This window comes from Streptacidiphilus albus JL83 (assembly GCF_000744705.1).
Taxonomy (GTDB): Bacteria; Actinomycetota; Actinomycetes; order Streptomycetales; family Streptomycetaceae; genus Streptacidiphilus; species Streptacidiphilus albus.
Window position 1 is genome coordinate 6,078,825 of record NZ_JQML01000001.1, and the last position, 16,065, is coordinate 6,094,889.

General features: G+C 73.0%; 13 protein-coding genes. 9 read left to right on the forward strand and 4 right to left on the reverse strand.

Annotated features, from left to right (window positions below; all coding sequences use genetic code 11):
* The 9 genes from BS75_RS26590 (at position 1) to BS75_RS26630 (ending at position 11,432) form a co-directional block, all read left to right on the forward strand.
* Complete coding sequence (locus BS75_RS26590; protein WP_063771432.1) at positions 1-1,791, forward strand: acyl-CoA dehydrogenase family protein; 1,791 nt, start codon at positions 1-3, stop codon at positions 1,789-1,791.
* Positions 1,788-3,548: an acyl-CoA dehydrogenase gene (locus BS75_RS26595; protein WP_052069721.1), complete on the forward strand. Its 1,761-nt coding sequence runs from the start codon at positions 1,788-1,790 to the stop codon at positions 3,546-3,548. The genes BS75_RS26590 and BS75_RS26595 overlap by 4 nt, the downstream gene beginning before the upstream one ends.
* A 52-nt stretch (positions 3,549-3,600) precedes the next feature.
* Positions 3,601-3,897, forward strand: coding sequence for an acyl carrier protein (locus tag BS75_RS26600; protein WP_034090049.1), 297 nt, complete (start codon positions 3,601-3,603; stop codon positions 3,895-3,897).
* Positions 3,894-6,872, forward strand: a complete 2,979-nt coding sequence (locus BS75_RS26605) for a type I polyketide synthase (protein WP_034090050.1) — start codon at positions 3,894-3,896, stop codon at positions 6,870-6,872. Before BS75_RS26600 ends, BS75_RS26605 begins: the two co-directional genes overlap by 4 nt.
* Positions 6,873-6,954: 82 nt before the next feature.
* Positions 6,955-7,974, forward strand: coding sequence for a 3-oxoacyl-ACP synthase III family protein (locus tag BS75_RS26610; protein ID WP_042437368.1), 1,020 nt, complete (start codon positions 6,955-6,957; stop codon positions 7,972-7,974).
* Between the two features lie 69 nt (positions 7,975-8,043).
* Positions 8,044-8,283 (forward strand): acyl carrier protein, encoded by a 240-nt coding sequence (locus tag BS75_RS26615; RefSeq protein WP_231607903.1) that lies wholly within the window; start codon positions 8,044-8,046, stop codon positions 8,281-8,283.
* Positions 8,280-9,146, forward strand: coding sequence for a 2-oxo acid dehydrogenase subunit E2 (locus BS75_RS26620; protein ID WP_034090052.1), 867 nt, complete (start codon positions 8,280-8,282; stop codon positions 9,144-9,146). The genes BS75_RS26615 and BS75_RS26620 overlap by 4 nt, the downstream gene beginning before the upstream one ends.
* Positions 9,052-9,930, forward strand: coding sequence for a 4'-phosphopantetheinyl transferase family protein (locus BS75_RS26625; protein ID WP_042437340.1), 879 nt, complete (start codon positions 9,052-9,054; stop codon positions 9,928-9,930). Before BS75_RS26620 ends, BS75_RS26625 begins: the two co-directional genes overlap by 95 nt.
* Positions 9,931-10,070: 140 nt before the next feature.
* A complete protein-coding gene (locus BS75_RS26630) occupies positions 10,071-11,432 on the forward strand; it encodes a wax ester/triacylglycerol synthase domain-containing protein (protein ID WP_152645705.1) in 1,362 nt (453 codons plus the stop codon).
* 70 nt (positions 11,433-11,502) lie between these two features.
* Here BS75_RS26630 and BS75_RS26635 read toward each other — a convergent pair whose 3' ends face one another.
* The 4 genes from BS75_RS26635 to gcvT all read right to left on the reverse strand — a co-directional run bounded on the left by BS75_RS26635 (position 11,503) and on the right by gcvT (position 16,030).
* Positions 11,503-12,870 carry an L-serine ammonia-lyase gene (locus BS75_RS26635; RefSeq protein ID WP_034090054.1) on the reverse strand — a complete coding sequence of 456 codons (1,368 nt, stop codon included), beginning with the start codon at positions 12,868-12,870 and terminating at the stop codon, positions 11,503-11,505.
* Between the two features lie 239 nt (positions 12,871-13,109).
* On the reverse strand, positions 13,110-14,378 hold the full coding sequence (glyA, locus tag BS75_RS26640) for a serine hydroxymethyltransferase (protein WP_034090055.1): 1,269 nt from the start codon (positions 14,376-14,378) through the stop codon (positions 13,110-13,112).
* A gap of 30 nt (positions 14,379-14,408) precedes the next feature.
* A complete protein-coding gene (gcvH, locus tag BS75_RS26645) occupies positions 14,409-14,786 on the reverse strand; it encodes a glycine cleavage system protein GcvH (RefSeq protein ID WP_034090056.1) in 378 nt (125 codons plus the stop codon).
* Positions 14,787-14,881: 95 nt separating this feature from the next.
* The gene (gene gcvT, locus BS75_RS26650) at positions 14,882-16,030 is read right to left on the reverse strand and encodes a glycine cleavage system aminomethyltransferase GcvT (RefSeq protein WP_034090057.1); all 1,149 of its coding nucleotides are present in this window, start codon (positions 16,028-16,030) and stop codon (positions 14,882-14,884) included.
* Positions 16,031-16,065: the final 35 nt, after the last annotated feature.

Consider the following 16,065-nt stretch of genomic DNA (forward strand, 5'->3'; position numbering starts at 1 on the left):
GTGGAGCATGCCCCCTACCTGCTGGCCGAGCACCTGGAGCGGCAACTCGGCGACCCGGAGCTCCCGGGCACCGTCTTCAACCACGTGAACTGCCTGTCCCTGGACGAGCGGGAGGAGTTCCCCACCGCGATCTGCGCCCGGCTGGAGGAGCTCGGGCTGCAGGACTACTACGTCCCGGCGGAGCACGGCGGTCGGCTGGAGAGCTACGAACACCTGCTCCAGGTGATGCGTACGGTGGCGCGCCGCGACCTCACGGTGGCCATCGGGCACGGCAAGACCTACCTCGGTGGAGTCTGCGTCTGGGTGGCCGGAACCGCCGAGCAGGCGGAACGGCTCGGCCGGGCGATCCACGAAGGGCTACCGGTCTCGCTGGGACTCACCGAGCGCGCCCATGGCAGCGACCTGCTCGCAGGCGAGGTCCAGGGCGTGCCGGACGGGTCCGGGGGCTACCTGGTCAGCGGCGAGAAGTGGCTGATCAACAACGCCACCCGGAGCAGTCTGCTGTCGGTGCTGACCCGCACCGACCCGGCCGGGGGCCCGCGCGGCTACAGCGTGCTGCTGGTCGACAAGCGCCGGCTGCCCCGGGAGAGCTACCGCCACCTGGACAAGGTGCCCACCCACGGCATCCGTGGCGCGGACATCTCCGGGATCGCCTTCGACAACGCCCCGGTGTCCGCTGACGCCCTGGTCGGAGCCGTCGGCACCGGGCTGGAGACGGTGCTGAAGGCGCTCCAGCTGACCCGCACCATGTGTGCCGCGCTCTCGCTCGGCGCGGCCGACCACGCGCTGGCCCTCGGCCTGGACTTCGCCCGGGAGCGCGAGCTCTACGGCCGCACCCTGGTCCAGCTTCCGCAGGCCCGGCAGGCGCTCGCGGAGAGCGTGGCGGACGTGCTCGGCGACGAGGCCCTGGCGACGGTCGCCGCCCGGATGGTGCACACCGCCCCGGGCGAGCTCTCGGTCAGCGCCGCCGTCACCAAGTACCTGCTGCCGACGACCACCGAGGAGGTGATCGCACGGCTCACCCGGCTGCTCGGGGCCAGGGCCTTCCTCAAGGGCGTCTACGCCGACGGCCAGTTCCAGAAGGTCGACCGGGACCACCGGATCGTCGGCCTGTTCGACGGCAACACCCTGGTCAACCTGACCTCGCTGATCAGCCAGTTCCGCTCGCTGGTGCGGGCGCACCGGCGCGGCGGCGGCGACCGGGAGGCGGCCGTCGCCGCCTTCCGGCTGAGCCTGCCGCTGCCGCCCTCGGCGCCCGAGCGGCTCTCGCTGGTGGCCAGGCACGGCAGCGGAGTGCTGGCCTCGCTGTCCGACTCGGTGGCGTCGCTGCGCCTGGCCGCCGCCGAGGACCCGTCCTTCAAGCAGGCCCTGGCCGCCGCCGAGCGGCTGCTGCCGCTGGTCGACGAGGTGCACGCGGAGATGGCCGAGTACCAGGACGCGCTGGCCGAGGTGCCGGTCGCGGCCTTCGACACGGCCCGCCGGCTCAGCCTCTGCTTCGCTGCCGCCGCCTGCCTCGGCCTCTGGGCGCACACCCGGGCCGAGGCCGAGCAGGGCGCCACCGCCGGGCTCTGGGAGGGCGGGCTGTGGCTGCGGGCGGTCCTGGCCCGGCTGCTGGAAAGACTCGGCCTGCCTGAGGCCAAGGACCCGGAGGCGGGCGAGCAGCTCCTGGAACTGGCGCTGGAGCAGCGCTCGTCCGGCCGACTGGTCTCCCTCCTGCCCCTCGTACTGACCCCGGACCGCACGGCGACCGCCGTGGAGACAGATCACGCATATGTTGAGGAGGCGTCATGACAAGCGACGCCGTCATGCCGCCGGCTGACGCTCCGGACCGGCAGGAGGTTCGCGCGGCGGCCCGGGTCGCCGAGATCGAAGCGGTGCTGGGCGACCCGGGCGACCCGGTCAACCCGGTCGGCTACGCCAGGCTGCTGGAGGCGGACGAGGCCGGTGAGCTGCTCGCGGCCGGCGAGAAGGCACTGGACGAGCTGGGCCTCAACGCCGAGTTCGTCCCGGTGGCGGAGGGCGGACGGCTGGAGCGGATCGACTCGCTGGTGCGCATCCTGCGCCAGGTGTTCCGCCGGGACGTCGCGCTGGGCCTCGGCTACGGCGTCACCTCCTTCATGGCCTCGGTCAACGTCTGGACCGCAGGGGACGACCGGCAGCGCGAGCGGCTGGCCGGGATCCTGCTCGGCGGCGGGCGCGCCTCGGTGGCCTACCACGAGCTGGCGCACGGCAACGACTTCGTCCGCAACGAGTTCGAGGCCCGCCAGCAGGGCGACGGCGGCTTCCTGCTGCACGGCACCAAGCAGGTGATCAACAACGCCGGCCGGGCCGACGCCTGGCTGCTGTTCAGCCGCACCTCCGACGCACCGGGCTCGCGCAGCCACTCGGTGCTGATGGTGGAGCGCTCCGAGACGGACGCGCGGCGGCTGCGGATCCTGCCGCGCTACGAGACCGTCGGCGTCCGCGGCTGCCAGCTGTCGGGACTGGACTTCGACCAGGCCCCGGTACCGGAGCAGGCCCTGGTCGGCGGGCTCGGCCGGGGCGTCGAACTGGCGCTGCGGTCCTTCCAGATCACCCGCAGCGCGGTCCCCGGGATGGCCCTCGGCGCGGCCGACACCAGCCTCCGCACCGTGGTCTCCTTCGCCCTGGGCCGCAAGCTCTACCGCCGCTCGGTGATGGACATCCCGCACGCCAGGGCGACCCTCGGCGGCGCCTTCCTGGACCTGCTGACCAGCGACAGCCTCTCGCTGGTCGCCACCAGGGCGGTGCACCTGCTGCCGGAGGAGACCTCGGTCTACGCCTCGGCGGTCAAGTACCTGGTGCCCAAGCTGCTCACCGAGACCATGTACGAGCTGTCCATCGTGCTCGGGGCCCGCTTCTACGTCCGGGAGGGCGAGTTCGGCATCTTCCAGAAGCACATCAGGGACCTGCCGGTGCTGAGCCTCGGCCATGCCGGCTCGGCCGCCTGCCAGGCCACCATCATCCCGCAGCTGCCCCGGCTGGCTCGGCGCTCCTGGTTCCAGGGCGAGCCCGCCCCGGACGAGCTGTTCCAACTCCGCACCGACCTGCCGGAGATCCCGTTCCAGCGGCTCACCCTGGCCAGCGGCCGGGACAGCGTGAGCTGCGCACTGGTGGCCGCGGTGGCCTCGCTGCCCGACGGAACGCCCACCGAGGTGGCCCTCCAGTCGCTGGCCCTGCGGCTGATGGACGAGCTGCGGCAGCTCCAGGAGCAGAGCCTGGAGCTGTCGTTGGAGGACCGCACGGCACTGGCCTCACCGGCCAGCTTCGCGCTGGTGGACCGCTACACGGTGGTGCTGGCCGGGGCCTCCGTGCTGGGGGTGTGGCGGCAGGCGCAGGCGCTCGGCGACGACCGGTTCCTGGCCGACCCCGCCTGGGCCGCCGCCGCCCTGCACCGGCTGGTCCGGCGGCTCGGCTACCAGCCGGCGCCGCTGCCGGCCGGCTGCGAGGAGCAGGTCCACCAGGAACTGCTGCGCCGGTACGAGGAGCGGCACAGCTTCGACCTCTACGACACCCCGCTGGCGGGCTGAGCCCCGGCCGCCGGCCGCACGAACCGTCAGCAACCCTTATTCGGAGGACCTCATGAATGCCATCACCACCAACAACGCGGCGCCGTCGCACACCGCCGAGTCCCTGAGTGTCTGGCTGGTCGACCGTATCGCGGTGTACCTGAAGCGCACGCCGGCCGAGATCGACCCCAGCGTGCCGCTGGCCGAGTACGGACTCGACTCCGTGGCCGCGCTCAGCCTCTGCGGTGACATCGAGGAGGACTTCGACCTGGTCCTGGAGCCGACCGTGGCCTGGGACTACCCGACGGTGGAGGCGCTCGCGGGCCACCTGCTGGAGGAGTTCGCGAACCAGGCGGGACCGGCGCGATGAGAGAGATCGCCATAGTCGGCCTCGACTGCCGGTTCCCCGGGGCCCGCGACGCCCGGGGCTACTGGGAACTGCTGATGCGCTCCGGCGACGGCGTCGGCGAGGTGCCGGCCGACCGCTGGGACTCCGCCGAGTTCCTGTCGCCGGAGGGCGGCGAGGGCCGGACCAACACCGGCTTCGGCGGCTTCATCGACGACCCGGACGCCTTCGACAACGAGTTCTTCACGGTCTCCCCGCGCGAGGCCGCCGCCATGGACCCGCAGCAGCGGGTCCTGCTCCAGTGCGCCTGGCGCGCCCTGGAGGACAGCGGAACGGCCCCGGCGACGCTGGCCGGCAGCAGCACCGGGGTCTTCGTCGGGATCATGGGCAACGAGTGGGCCCACCAGCACCTGACCGACTTCGACCGGATCACCGCCCAGGTCGGTTCCGGCAACGGCTACTGCATGACGGCCAACCGGATCTCGTACCACCTCGACCTCAAGGGCCCGAGCATGGCCGTGGACACGGCCTGCTCCTCCTCCCTGGTGGCGGTGCACCTCGCGGCCAACGCGCTGCTCGCGGGCGAGTGCGACACCGCGCTGGCCGCGGGCGTCAACATCACCGTCTCGCCCGCCCTCGGCATCTTCTACACCCAGGCCGGACTCTCCGCGCCGGACGGCCGCTGCAAGCCGTTCAGCGCGGACGCCGACGGCATCGGGCGCGGCGAGGGCGTCGGCGTGGTGGTGCTGCGCCGACTGGAGGACGCGCTGGCCGAGGGCCAGCAGGTCTACGCCGTGATCCGGGGCACCGCCGTCAACCAGGACGGCCGCAGCAACGGCATCACCGCCCCCAACCGCTGGTCCCAGCAGGCGGTGCTGGAGGCCGCCTACCGCCGTGCCGGGGTCGAGCCCGCGGACGTGGTCTTCACCGAGGGGCACGGCACCGGAACCGAACTCGGCGACATGATCGAGACCAAGGCCCTGGGCGCGCTGCACGCGGGCCGCTCGGCCAACCCGATGGCCCTGGGCTCGGTCAAGGGCAACCTCGGCCACACCGAGGGCGCGGCCGGGATCGCCGGACTGATCAAGGTCGCGCTGTCGCTGCACCACCGCACCGTCCCCGCCAGCCGGTTCGCCGCAAGGGAGAACCCCCAGCTGGAGCTGGCCGCCAAGGGCATCAAGCTGTTGAAGGCGCCGCTGCGGCTGCCGATGGGCCGGCACGTCGCCGGCCTCAGCAGCTTCGGCATGGGCGGCACCAACGCCCACGCCGTGCTGGCCTCCGCCCCGCCGCAGGCCGTCCGTCCCGTGGCCGACCAGGGCGGTGCGGTGTTCACCGTCAGCGCCTCCAGCGTCGACGCGCTGCGCCGCAACCTGCGGGTCCAGGCCGACGCGCTGGAGCGGCGCCGGGTCTCGCTGGACCAGCTGTGCTGGAGCAGCAACCAGGTGAAGACCGGGCTGCGGATCCGCTTCGCACTGCCCGCCGACGAACTGGGCGCCCTGGTGGCCGACCTGCGCGCGGTGGCCGAGGACGAGGAGCGGCTGTCCCGGCACGCGAACCGACCGACCGGGCGGCCCAAGGTGGCCTTCCTGTTCTCCGGCCAGGGCGCGCAGGCCCCCGGGATGACCATGCGGCTCTACCGCGAGTCCGCCGTCTACCGGCAGCACCTGGACCGCGTGGACGCGGCCCTGCGCCCGCACCTCGGCGAGTCCGTGGTCGAACTGCTGCAGTCCGGCGACGAGCGGGTGCACCGCACCGGCATCGCCCAGCCCGCGCTCTTCGCGGTCGGCTACGCCCTCGCCCGCACCCTGCAGGACCTCGGCGTCGAACCGGCGCAGCTGCTCGGCCACAGCGTCGGCGAGTACGCGGCGGCGGTCCTCGCCGACGCCCTCTCGCTGGAGCAGGCGGCGCGGCTGATCACCATCCGGGGACGGCTGATGGACGCCCTCCCCGACGGCGGCGGAATGCTCTCGGTCTTCGCCCCGGTCGAGGACATCCGCCGACTGGCCGAGGGCTTTCCGACGGTCGGCGTCGCCGCCGTCAACGGCCCGCTGCAGACGGTGCTCTCCGGCGACCTGGCGAGCCTGGCGGAGATCGCCGGCGACCTGGCCGAGGCCGATGTGGAGACCAGGGCGCTGAAGGTGTCCCACGCCTTCCACTCCCCGCTGATGGAGCCGATGCTGGCGGAGTTCGCCGAGGCCGCCCGGGGCCTGGGCGGGGTGCCCCGACTCCCGTTCTACTCCACCGTGCACGGCCGGATGCTGCGCCCCGGGGAGCCCCTGGACGCCGACTACTGGGTGCGGCACGTCGGAGCGACCGTGCTGTTCGCGGACGCCACCGAGGCGCTGCTCGCGGCCGGACCCACCCATGTGCTGGAGATCGGCCCCCGTCCGATCCTGGGCGGCCTGGTCCGCCGGCTGCGCCCGCCGGCCGGGCTGCGCAGCCTGCACCCGCTCTCCGGCGAGGAGCCGGGCCTGCGGCAGCTGGCCGCGTTGGCGGCCCAGCTCTACCAGGACGGCATCAACCCGCACTGGGAGGCGCTCTACCCGGAGGAGTCCCGGCGGCAGATCCGGATGGCCCCCTACGCCTTCTCCGAGGCGCACCGCTACTGGAACACCCCGCCGACCCGTCACGGCCGGACCGAGCTTCGGGTGCAGCCCGCGCCCGACCAGGCCCCGTCCGCCGGACGGCCGGACACCGGCCCGGCCCGGCTCACCCTGCCCGGCCGCGCCGCCTTCGCCGGGCGCGTCCCGGAGCAGGTGCTGGCGGCCGTCGCCCTGGTCGGCGGCTACTCCCTGGACGAGCTCTCACCCGGCTCCCGGCCGTACGAGGACCTGTGCTTCGACTCGGTGATGCTGCTGGAGCTGAAGAAGCAGGTGGAGAAGCGGCTGCCCGAGGTCCAGGAGGTCTCGGTGCCGGAGCTGCTGCCGGTGCTGTCCACGCTGGGCGAACTGGTCGCCTTCTACGAGCAGCGGGCCGGCGTCGCCGCAGCGGCCTCGTGACCCGGCGGCCCGAGCCCCATCCCCATCCCCATCCCAAGAGTCAGACCCAGAGTCAGACCCAGCACCAGACAAGGAGCAGATGATGGACGGTCGGGAGGCATACCTCCTCTCCATCGGGACAGCCCTGCCGGGCGACCCGGTGGACAACGCCCAACTCGCCAAGGCGCTCGGCGTCAGCGAGGAGTGGATCGAGGTCTTCATCGGGACCAGGACCCGGCACTTCGCCCGGGACTTCGCCACCGGCGAGGTCCGCTGGAGCCTCGCCGACCTCTGCGCCGCCGCTGCGGAGCGGGCGGTCGCGGCGGCCGGAGTGGACGCGGCGTCCATCGACTTCGTGGTGATGGGCACCGCCACCCCGGACGCGCTGATGCCGGCCACCGTCAACATGGTCGCCGACCAGCTCGGCCTGGACCAGATTCCCACCTACCAGCTGCAGTCCGGCTGCGCGGGCGCGGTCCAGGCCCTCGACCTGGCCCGGACCCTGGTCACCAGCACCGGCGGCACCGGGCTGGTGATCGGCGGCGACGTCTGCAGCAAGCACCTCGACCTGCGCCGGGACCTCACCGCCGCCGCCCCGAGCGAACTGGTCAACTACGTCCTGTTCGGCGACGGCGCCGGAGCCGTGCTGCTCGGCCCCGAGCCGACCGGTGAGGCGGTCGCGCTGCGTCGGGTGCTTAACCGCGTCACCGGGCTCGGGCGCAAGCCGGGACAGGTGATCGAGTGGTTCGGCATGGCCGACCGGGACAGCGGGAAGCAGGCGATCAACGAGGACTACAAGGCGATCGAGGAGTCCGTCCCGGCCATGGCCGAGGAGATCCTTTGGGAGCTGCTGGACGAACTCGGCTGGTCTGCCGACGAGTTGGACTACCTGCTGCCGCCCCAGCTGTCCGGGACGATGACCGCGAAGATCAACTCCAGGCTCAATCTGCCCGGCGCCGTCGAGGTGTCCTGCGTCGCGGACACCGGTAACAACGGCAACGCCCTGCCCTTCCTGCAGACCGAGCTGCTGCTGAAGCAGATGACCAGCGGTCAGAAGGCCCTGGCCGTGGCGGTTGAGTCGAGCAAGTGGCTCAAGGCCGGATTCGCCCTGGAAAAGCTCTGACAGCCGCCCGTTCCCTGCCCGTTCCCTGCCCGTTCCCGCCCGACCCGGCTATCCCAGGAGGAGAGCACTGTGACCGCTCCGATCGCCACGCCCGAGGACTATGTCGTGCTGCTGCGCGACGCCACCGGTCTGGACCTGGACCTTCCCGCACTCGAGAGCGACTTCGACTCCCTTCCCGGCTGGGACTCGCTGCACCTGCTGAAACTGGTCTCGGCCCTGGAGCGGGCCACCGGGCAGCGGATCCCGGTGGGCAGGGTCCTGGAGGCCCGCAGCCTGGAGCAGATCCGCCGGGTGGCGGTCGGCGCATGACCGGGCCCCGGATCGTGCCGGTCCAGGGCCGCCGGCACACGGTCTACTTCCAGGAGTTCGCGGCCCGGCAGCGGGCGGTCTTCCTGGACACCGAGGTGGACATGGCGCGGGTGGAGGCCCACCGCGAGGCCGCCCGCGACGCCTCGGGCCGCACCTTCTCCCGGGTCAGCTACGTGCTGTTCGCGGTCGGCCGGGTGCTCGCCGAGTACCCGGCCGCCAATGCGGTGATGGCCCCGGGCTGGCCCAGCCGCTGGCGCGCGCCGCGGGTCGCCCGCTACGACGGGGTCACCGCCAAACTGGCGCTGGACCGCGAACTGCAGGGCGAGCGCAGCGTGCTGTCGGCGCTGGTGCCCGGTGTCGAGCGGGCCGGCCTGGCCGAAATCCAGCAGCGGGTCGACCGCTACCGGGGCCCCGGCACCGACCAGCTGCCCGAGTTCGCCGGGGTGCGCAAGCTGGTCCGGCTGCCGGTGCCGCTGGGACGGCTGGCGTTCGGGCTGGCCATGCGCGACCTCGCCCGCCGGGAGCAGGTCTTCGGCACCGTCTCGGTCAGCTCGCTCGGCCACGGCCAGGTGGACGGCTTCCACTCGGTCGGCGGCACCGCGCTCACCGTCAACCTCGGACGGGTCGTGGACCGTCCGGTGGTGCGGGACGGCGCGGTCGCCGTCGTCCCGGTCATGCGGCTGAACCTGGCCTTCGACCACCGTGTCGTGGACGGTGCCCTGGCTTCCGACGTGCTCGGCGCACTCAAGCAGCAACTGGAGGAATTCGATGACCGCAGCGGAGCGGAGCCGGTCGGTGCAGCCGTTCGGACCGCTGATCAGGATCGCCGGCCGGGACGGGCCCTGGCACCGGATCGGCGCTGACCTGGCCGCGTACGGCACCGCGCTGGTCTACGCCCGCACCGGGGACTGGCGGCCGGACCAGGCCCCCGGCCCCCGGCTCCGGGCCCTGCTGGGCCGGGACTGGAGCCGCTACCTGGACCTGTCCCGGCCGGACGTCAGGAACCGCTTCGCCGCCTCCCGGGTACTGCTCAAGTACGCGGCCGGGGCGGCGCTCCAGGTTGCACCGGAGTCCCTGGAGCTGGGCTACCGCTCCACCGGCCGCCCCTATCTGCGCGGCAACGACGCGCTGGACATCAGCCTCAGCCACACCGAGGGGCTGCTCCTGGTCGGACTGACCACCAGTGGCTTCATCGGCGTCGACGTGGAGGACGCGCGCCGCGAGTTCCACGAGGCCGGCCTGGCACGGCACTGGTGCACCCCCGACGAACTGGCCCGGATCGAGGCGCTGGCGCCGGAGCTGCGCGACCCGGCACTGGTGCGGTTGTGGACGCTCAAGGAGTCCTACAGCAAGGCGCTCGGCCTCGGCATGCAGTTCCGCTTCACCGATTTCGGCTTCGACTACGAGCACGACGGGCGGATCACCGCGCGCACCGTCGAGGACGCCCCGGTCGGCCCGAACGACTGGGCCTTCCAGAGCTATGCGCTGGACGACGACTTCACCGTCAGCTCGGCCGTCTACAACGTCGGCTTCGGCTCGACCGATGACACGGCGGCGCACACCATGCTCGACCTCAGCCTGTTCGACGCGGTCGCCTCCGTGCTCGGCGACGAGGAGTCCGCGGCCGACGCCGGCGAGAGCTGGTGACCGGCGCGGGCGGCGGGGCGCGGCGCCACCGCGCTCGGACCCGCGCTTAGGCAGTACGCAAGTCCTCCAGGGCACGCTCGTTCGAAGCGGGGGCGGCTACTGACGGCGGCGCTCCGGACGAGGAAAGGCGGCCCGTTCCAGTGACCACGACCACAGCCGAACTTCGCCCTTTGGACATGGCCTTCTGGAGCCTCGAGTCCGAAGCGGCGCCGCTGCACCTCGGTGCGCTGCTGCACTTCGGGCCCGGCGGAGCGCCGGACGCCGAGTCGCTGGTGTCCCTGCTCGCCGAACGCGCGGGCCGCTCGGCCCGCCTCCGCCAGCGGGTGCACGTGCCGTGGAACCCGCTGGACCCGCCGCGCTGGGTCGACGACCCCCGCTTCGCCGCCCGGCAGCACATCGGGGTCCACCCGCTGGAGGGTCCGGGCGCGCTGGAACGGGTCACTGCCGCGCTGATGGCGGCGCCGCTGCGGCGCGAGCTGCCGCCCTGGGAGATCCACCTCCTCACCGGCGGCGGACTCGCCCAGGGCTTCACCCTGCTGCTGAAGGTGCACCACGCGGCCGTGGACGGCCTGCGCGCGGTCGAGCTCGGGGTCAGGCTGCTGGACCGGCTGGAGGCGGACCGGCAACCCGCCCCCGAACCACCGCCGTCCCGACACCCGGGCCTGGCCGCCGGGTTGGCGGCGGGGCTGGACGGGTTCACCCGGCGTACCCTGCGCTCGGCCCGGGTCGCGGCCGAGGTCGCCACGGCCGTGGTCGGCAGCCGGGTCGCGGAGGGCTGGCGGCCGGTCGGTACACCGCTGCACACCGGCGCGACCGGGACCACGGGCGCGGTCGCCGGGGAGCGGGTCCTGGCGCTGCCGTCGCTCGCCACCCGCGACCTCCAGCTGATCCGCCGGGCGCACGGGGGCACCCTGCACGACATCGTCCTGGCCGTGGTCGCCGGCGGGCTGCGGCGCTGGTTCCTGGACCTGGGCCGCGACCCCGCGCTGCGCAGCACCCGCGTCCTGGTGCCGGTCAGCCAACGGGCCCGGACCGAGGACGCCGAGCAGGGCAACCAGCTCTCCGGATTCCTGGTCACCCTGCCGCTGGCCGAACCGGACCCGCTGATCCGGCTCTACCGGGTGCGGGAGGCGATGTCCGCGCACAAGGCGCGCGGTCCGCTGCGCGGCCCCGGCGCCGTCGCCACCCTGCCGGACCTGCTGCCGCCCGGGGTCCAGCGCTTCACCGGGCCGCTGCTGCGGCCCTCGGCCCCGCTGCTCTTCGACGCCCTGGTCACCGACGTCCCGCTGCCGGGCCTGCGGTTCACCCTCGCCGGAGCCCCGCTCACGGCCATGAACCCGCTGCCGCCGCTGGCCCAGGGCCACACCCTCGCCATCGCGGCCAGCCGCTACCGCGACCGGGTGCACCTCGGCATCCACGGCGAGGCCGACCCCGACCGCGACCCCCGCGACCTCTCGGCCATGCTCGCGGCCGAGGTCCGCACCCTGCTGCAGCTGTCCTGACCTGCCCCCGCGTCGCCCGGCTGCCATCCCTGCCGAGCCGCCGGACGCCCCGGGGACGCGCCCTGCCACCTCAGCACTCGATGACGTTGACCGCGAGGCCGCCCCGGGAGGTCTCCTTGTACTTGACCTTCATGTCGGCGCCGGTCTCCTTCATCGTCTTGATCGCCTTGTCCAGCGAGACGTGGTGGCGGCCGTCGCCGCGCAGCGCCATCCGGGCGGCGGTGACCGCCTTGACCGAGGCCATGCCGTTGCGCTCGATGCAGGGGATCTGGACCAGGCCGCCGACCGGGTCGCAGGTGAGGCCGAGGTTGTGCTCGATGCCGATCTCGGCGGCGTTCTCGACCTGCTCCGGGGTGCCGCCGAGGACCTCGGCCAGGCCGCCGGCCGCCATGGAGCAGGCCGAGCCGACCTCGCCCTGGCAGCCGACCTCGGCGCCGGAGATCGAGGCGTTCTCCTTGAAGAGCATCCCGATCGCGCCGGCGGTCAGCAGGAAGCGGACGATGCCGTCGTCGTCCGCGCCCTGGATGAAGTTCAGGTAGTAGTGCAGGACCGCCGGGATGATGCCGGCCGCGCCGTTGGTCGGGGCGGTGACCACCCGGCCGCCGGCCGCGTTCTCCTCGTTCACGGCCATCGCGTAGAGGGTGACCCACTCCATCGCGTTGGCCGGGCTGATGCCCTCGGTGCGCAGGGCCCGGGAGGCGGGGGCGGCGCGGCGGCGGACCTTGAGGCCGCCGGGCAGGATGCCCTCGTGGTTCATCCCGGCGCGGACGCACTCCTGCATCACGTCCCAGATCGCCAGCAGGCCGGAGCGGATCTCGTCCTCGGTGCGCCAGGCCTTCTCGTTCTCCAGCATCAACGAGGAGACGGACAGGCCGGTCTCGGAGGCCAGCCGCAGCAGCTCGGCGCCGGTCCGGAACGGGTAGCGGAGCACGGTGTCGTCGGGCTTGACCCGGTCCGCGCCGATGGCGTCCTCGTCGACGACGAAGCCGCCGCCGACCGAGTAGTAGGTCTTCTCCAGCAGCGGCGCGCCCTCGGCGTCGAAGGCCGCGAGGGTCATCCCGTTGGCGTGGTACGGCAGCGAGCGGCGGCGGTGGAGTATCAGCTGGGTGTCGGGGTCGAAGGCGATCCCGTGGTCGCCGAGGAGCGAGAGCCGCCGGTCGGCCTTGATCCGTTCGACGTCCAGGTCGGCCTTGGCGATGTCCACGGTGCGCGGGGAGTTGCCCTCCAGCCCCAGCAGGACGGCCTTCGGGGTGCCGTGGCCGTGGCCGGTCGCGCCCAGCGAGCCGAAGAGCTCGGCCCGGAGCGAGACGGTCTGGGCGAGCAGGCCCTCGGACTTCAGCCGGCGCGCGAACATCCGCGCCGCCCGCATCGGTCCGACCGTGTGGGAGCTGGACGGCCCGATGCCGATGGAGAAGAGGTCGAAGACGCTGATGGCCACGGGAGACGCCCTTGTCTTGGTGGTGGGGGTGCGGTGCCGGGAAGGGCCCGAGGTCGGGGCCCGGTGGCGCGGTTGCGCGGGTGCGCGCGGGAACGAGTTGCGCGGGTCGGGTACGTGCGGCGGGGCACCGGCCCACTGTCCAGTGTGCGCGGTGCCCCGCCGAATGGATCCGGATCCGGTCCGGAACGGCTCCCGAACAGCGTCGGAACAGTTCGCTACGGACCGGCCGGAGCCGGGGCCTACAGGCCCGGGTAGAGCGGGTGCTTCTCGGCCAGGGCGGTGACCCGGGCGGCGAGGGCCGACTTCACGGTCTCGTCGAAGGAGGGCTTGAGCGCCTCCGCGATGATGTCCGCGACCTCGGTGAAGTCCTCGGCGCCGAAGCCGCGGGTGGCCAGCGCCGGGGCGCCGATCCGCAGGCCGGAGGTGACCATCGGCGGACGGGGGTCGAACGGGATGGCGTTGCGGTTGACGGTGATGCCCACCGAGTGCAGCCGGTCCTCGGCCTGCTGGCCGTCGAGCTCCGAGTTGCGCAGGTCGACCAGGACCAGGTGGACGTCGGTGCCGCCGGACAGCACGGAGACGCCGGCCGCCGTGGCGTCCGGCTGGGTGAGCCGGTCGGCGAGGATCTTCGCGCCCTCAAGGGTGCGCTGCTGGCGGTCCTTGAACTCCTCCGTCGCGGCGACCTTGAAGGCCACCGCCTTGGCGGCGATCACGTGCTCCAGCGGACCGCCCTGCTGGCCGGGGAAGACCGCGGAGTTGATCTTCTTGGCGTACTCGGCCTTGGAGAGGATCACGCCGCCGCGGGGGCCGCCGAGGGTCTTGTGGGTGGTGGTGGTGACCACGTCGGCGTAGGGCACGGGGGAGGGGTGCAGCCCCGCCGCGACCAGGCCGGCGAAGTGCGCCATGTCCACCATCAGCAGCGCGCCGACCGAGTCGGCGATCCGGCGGAAGGCGGCGAAGTCGAGCTGGCGCGGGTAGGCGGACCAGCCGGCGATGATCAGCTGCGGCTGGTGCTCCTTGGCGAGGCGCTCGACCTCGTCCATGTCGACCAGGTTGGTCTCCGGGTCGACGTGGTACGCGGCCACGTTGTACAGCTTGCCGGAGAAGTTGATCTTCATGCCGTGGGTCAGGTGACCGCCGTGGGCCAGGTCCAGGCCCAGGATCGTGTCGCCCGGCTTGATCAGCGCGAACATCGCGGCGGCGTTGGCCGACGCGCCCGAGTGCGGCTGGACGTTGGCGTGCTCGGCGCCGAACAGCGCCTTGACCCGGTCGATCGCCAGCTGCTCGACCACGTCGACGTGCTCGCAGCCGCCGTAGTAGCGGCGGCCGGGGTAGCCCTCGGCGTACTTGTTGGTCAGCACCGAGCCCTGTGCCTCCAGCACCGCGACCGGGGCGAAGTTCTCGGAGGCGATCATCTCCAGGGTGGACTGCTGGCGGTGCAGCTCGGCGTCCACGGCGGCGGCGACCTCGGGGTCGAGCTCGTGCAGAGACTGGTTCAGAACCGTCATGGTGTTCTTCCTCGGAGAGGTCTGGAGTGCTCAGGCGCCGGTGTGGGCGGAGTACTCGTCGGCGGTCAGCAGGCCCTCGGGCGTGCCGTCGAGGCGGATCTTGAACAGCCAGCCCTCGGTGAAGGAAGCGGAGTTGACCAGCGACGGGTCGTCCACCACGGCCTGGTTCGCCTCGACGACCTCGCCGGTCGCGGGGGAGTACAGGTCGCTGACCGACTTGGTCGACTCCAGCTCACCGCAGGTCTCGCCCGCGGTCACGGTGTCGCCGACCTCGGGAAGCTGCACGTAGACCACGTCACCGAGCGCGTTGGCGGCGAAGGCGGTGATGCCCACGGTCGACACGCCGTCCTCGGCGGTCGTCAGCCACTCGTGTTCCTTGCTGTACGTGAGGTGCTGGGGGTTGCTCATGGTGTCGATTCTCCAGGATGAGGTACGGGAACGGCGAAACGGGTCGCCCACCGTCCAGGTGGTGGACGGCGGCGGGGGAGCGGCGCTGCGGTGGGTCAGCGGGCGCGCTTGTAGAACGGCAGGGCGACGACCCCGACCGGCTCGTGGCTGCCGCGGACGTCCACGGCGACGGTGCTGCCCGGCTCGGCGTGCGCGGCGTCCACATAGGCCATCGCGATCGGCTTGCCCAGCGTCGGCGAGGGCGCGCCGGAGGTGATCGAGCCGATGACGGTGCCGTCGGTCGCCGACACCACGTCCATCCCGGCACGCGGCACCCGGCGTCCGGGCGAGACCAGGCCGACCAGGACCCGCGGCGGCTGGGCGGCGGCCTCGGCGGCGGCCTTCTCCAGCGCCACCCGGCCGACGAAGTCCCCGCCGTTGGTGGTCTTGTCGAAGCGGACGACCCGGCCCAGGCCGGCGTCGAAGGGGGTGAGCGAGGTGGTCAGCTCGTGGCCGTAGAGCGGCATGCCGGCCTCCAGCCGCAGGGTGTCGCGGCAGGACAGCCCGCAGGGGACCAGTCCGGACCCGGCGCCCGCCGCCGTCAGGGCCTCCCAGAGCGCCACCGCGTCACCGGGCGCGACGAACAGCTCGAAGCCGTCCTCGCCGGTGTAGCCGGTGCGGGCGAGAAGTGCCGGGCGGCCGGCCACGGTGGTCGGCAGGGCGGTGTAGTACTTCAGCGCCGGCAGGTCGGCCTCGGTGAGCGGGGCGAGGATGCCGGTCGCCTCCGGGCCCTGGATCGCGATCAGCGCGTAGGCGTCGCGGTCGTCGCGGACCACGGCGTCGAAGCCGGCCGCGCGCTCGGTCAGCGCGTCCAGGACCACCTGGGCGTTGGAGGCGTTGGCGACGACCAGGAACTCGGTCTCGCCGGTGCGGTAGACGATCAGGTCGTCCAGGATGCCGCCGTCCGGGGCACAGATCATGGTGTAGCGGGCGCGGTTCACGCCCAGCGCGGAGACGAAGCCGACCAGCGCGTGGTCGAGCAGCTCGCCCGCCTGGGGGCCGGTGAGGGTGATCTCGCCCATGTGGGAGAGGTCGAACAGGCCGGCCCGGTTGCGGACGGCGAGGTGCTCCTCGCGCTCGCTGCCGTAGCGCAGCGGCATGTCCCAGCCGGCGAAGTCGGTCATGGTGGCGCCCAGGGCGCGGTGCACGGCGTCCAGCGCGGTGAGGCGCAAGGGCGCAGCGGCGGTCGAATCGGGGGACGACATGGAAAGGACTCCTCGGTGCTCTCGGACAGGCGCAT

What these genes read in the sequence shown, in the direction of transcription:
- BS75_RS26595 (WP_052069721.1), top strand. Translation starts at nt 1,788, where the DNA reads ATGACAAGCGACGCCGTCATGCCGCCGGCTGACGCTCCGGACCGGCAG.
- BS75_RS26600 (WP_034090049.1), top strand. Translation starts at nt 3,601, where the DNA reads ATGAATGCCATCACCACCAACAACGCGGCGCCGTCGCACACCGCCGAG.
- BS75_RS26605 (WP_034090050.1), top strand. Translation starts at nt 3,894, where the DNA reads ATGAGAGAGATCGCCATAGTCGGCCTCGACTGCCGGTTCCCCGGGGCC.
- BS75_RS26610 (WP_042437368.1), top strand. Translation starts at nt 6,955, where the DNA reads ATGGACGGTCGGGAGGCATACCTCCTCTCCATCGGGACAGCCCTGCCG.
- BS75_RS26620 (WP_034090052.1), top strand. Translation starts at nt 8,280, where the DNA reads ATGACCGGGCCCCGGATCGTGCCGGTCCAGGGCCGCCGGCACACGGTC.
- BS75_RS26625 (WP_042437340.1), top strand. Translation starts at nt 9,052, where the DNA reads ATGACCGCAGCGGAGCGGAGCCGGTCGGTGCAGCCGTTCGGACCGCTG.
- glyA (WP_034090055.1), bottom strand. Translation starts at nt 14,378, where the DNA reads ATGACGGTTCTGAACCAGTCTCTGCACGAGCTCGACCCCGAGGTCGCC.
- gcvH (WP_034090056.1), bottom strand. Translation starts at nt 14,786, where the DNA reads ATGAGCAACCCCCAGCACCTCACGTACAGCAAGGAACACGAGTGGCTG.
- gcvT (WP_034090057.1), bottom strand. Translation starts at nt 16,030, where the DNA reads ATGTCGTCCCCCGATTCGACCGCCGCTGCGCCCTTGCGCCTCACCGCG.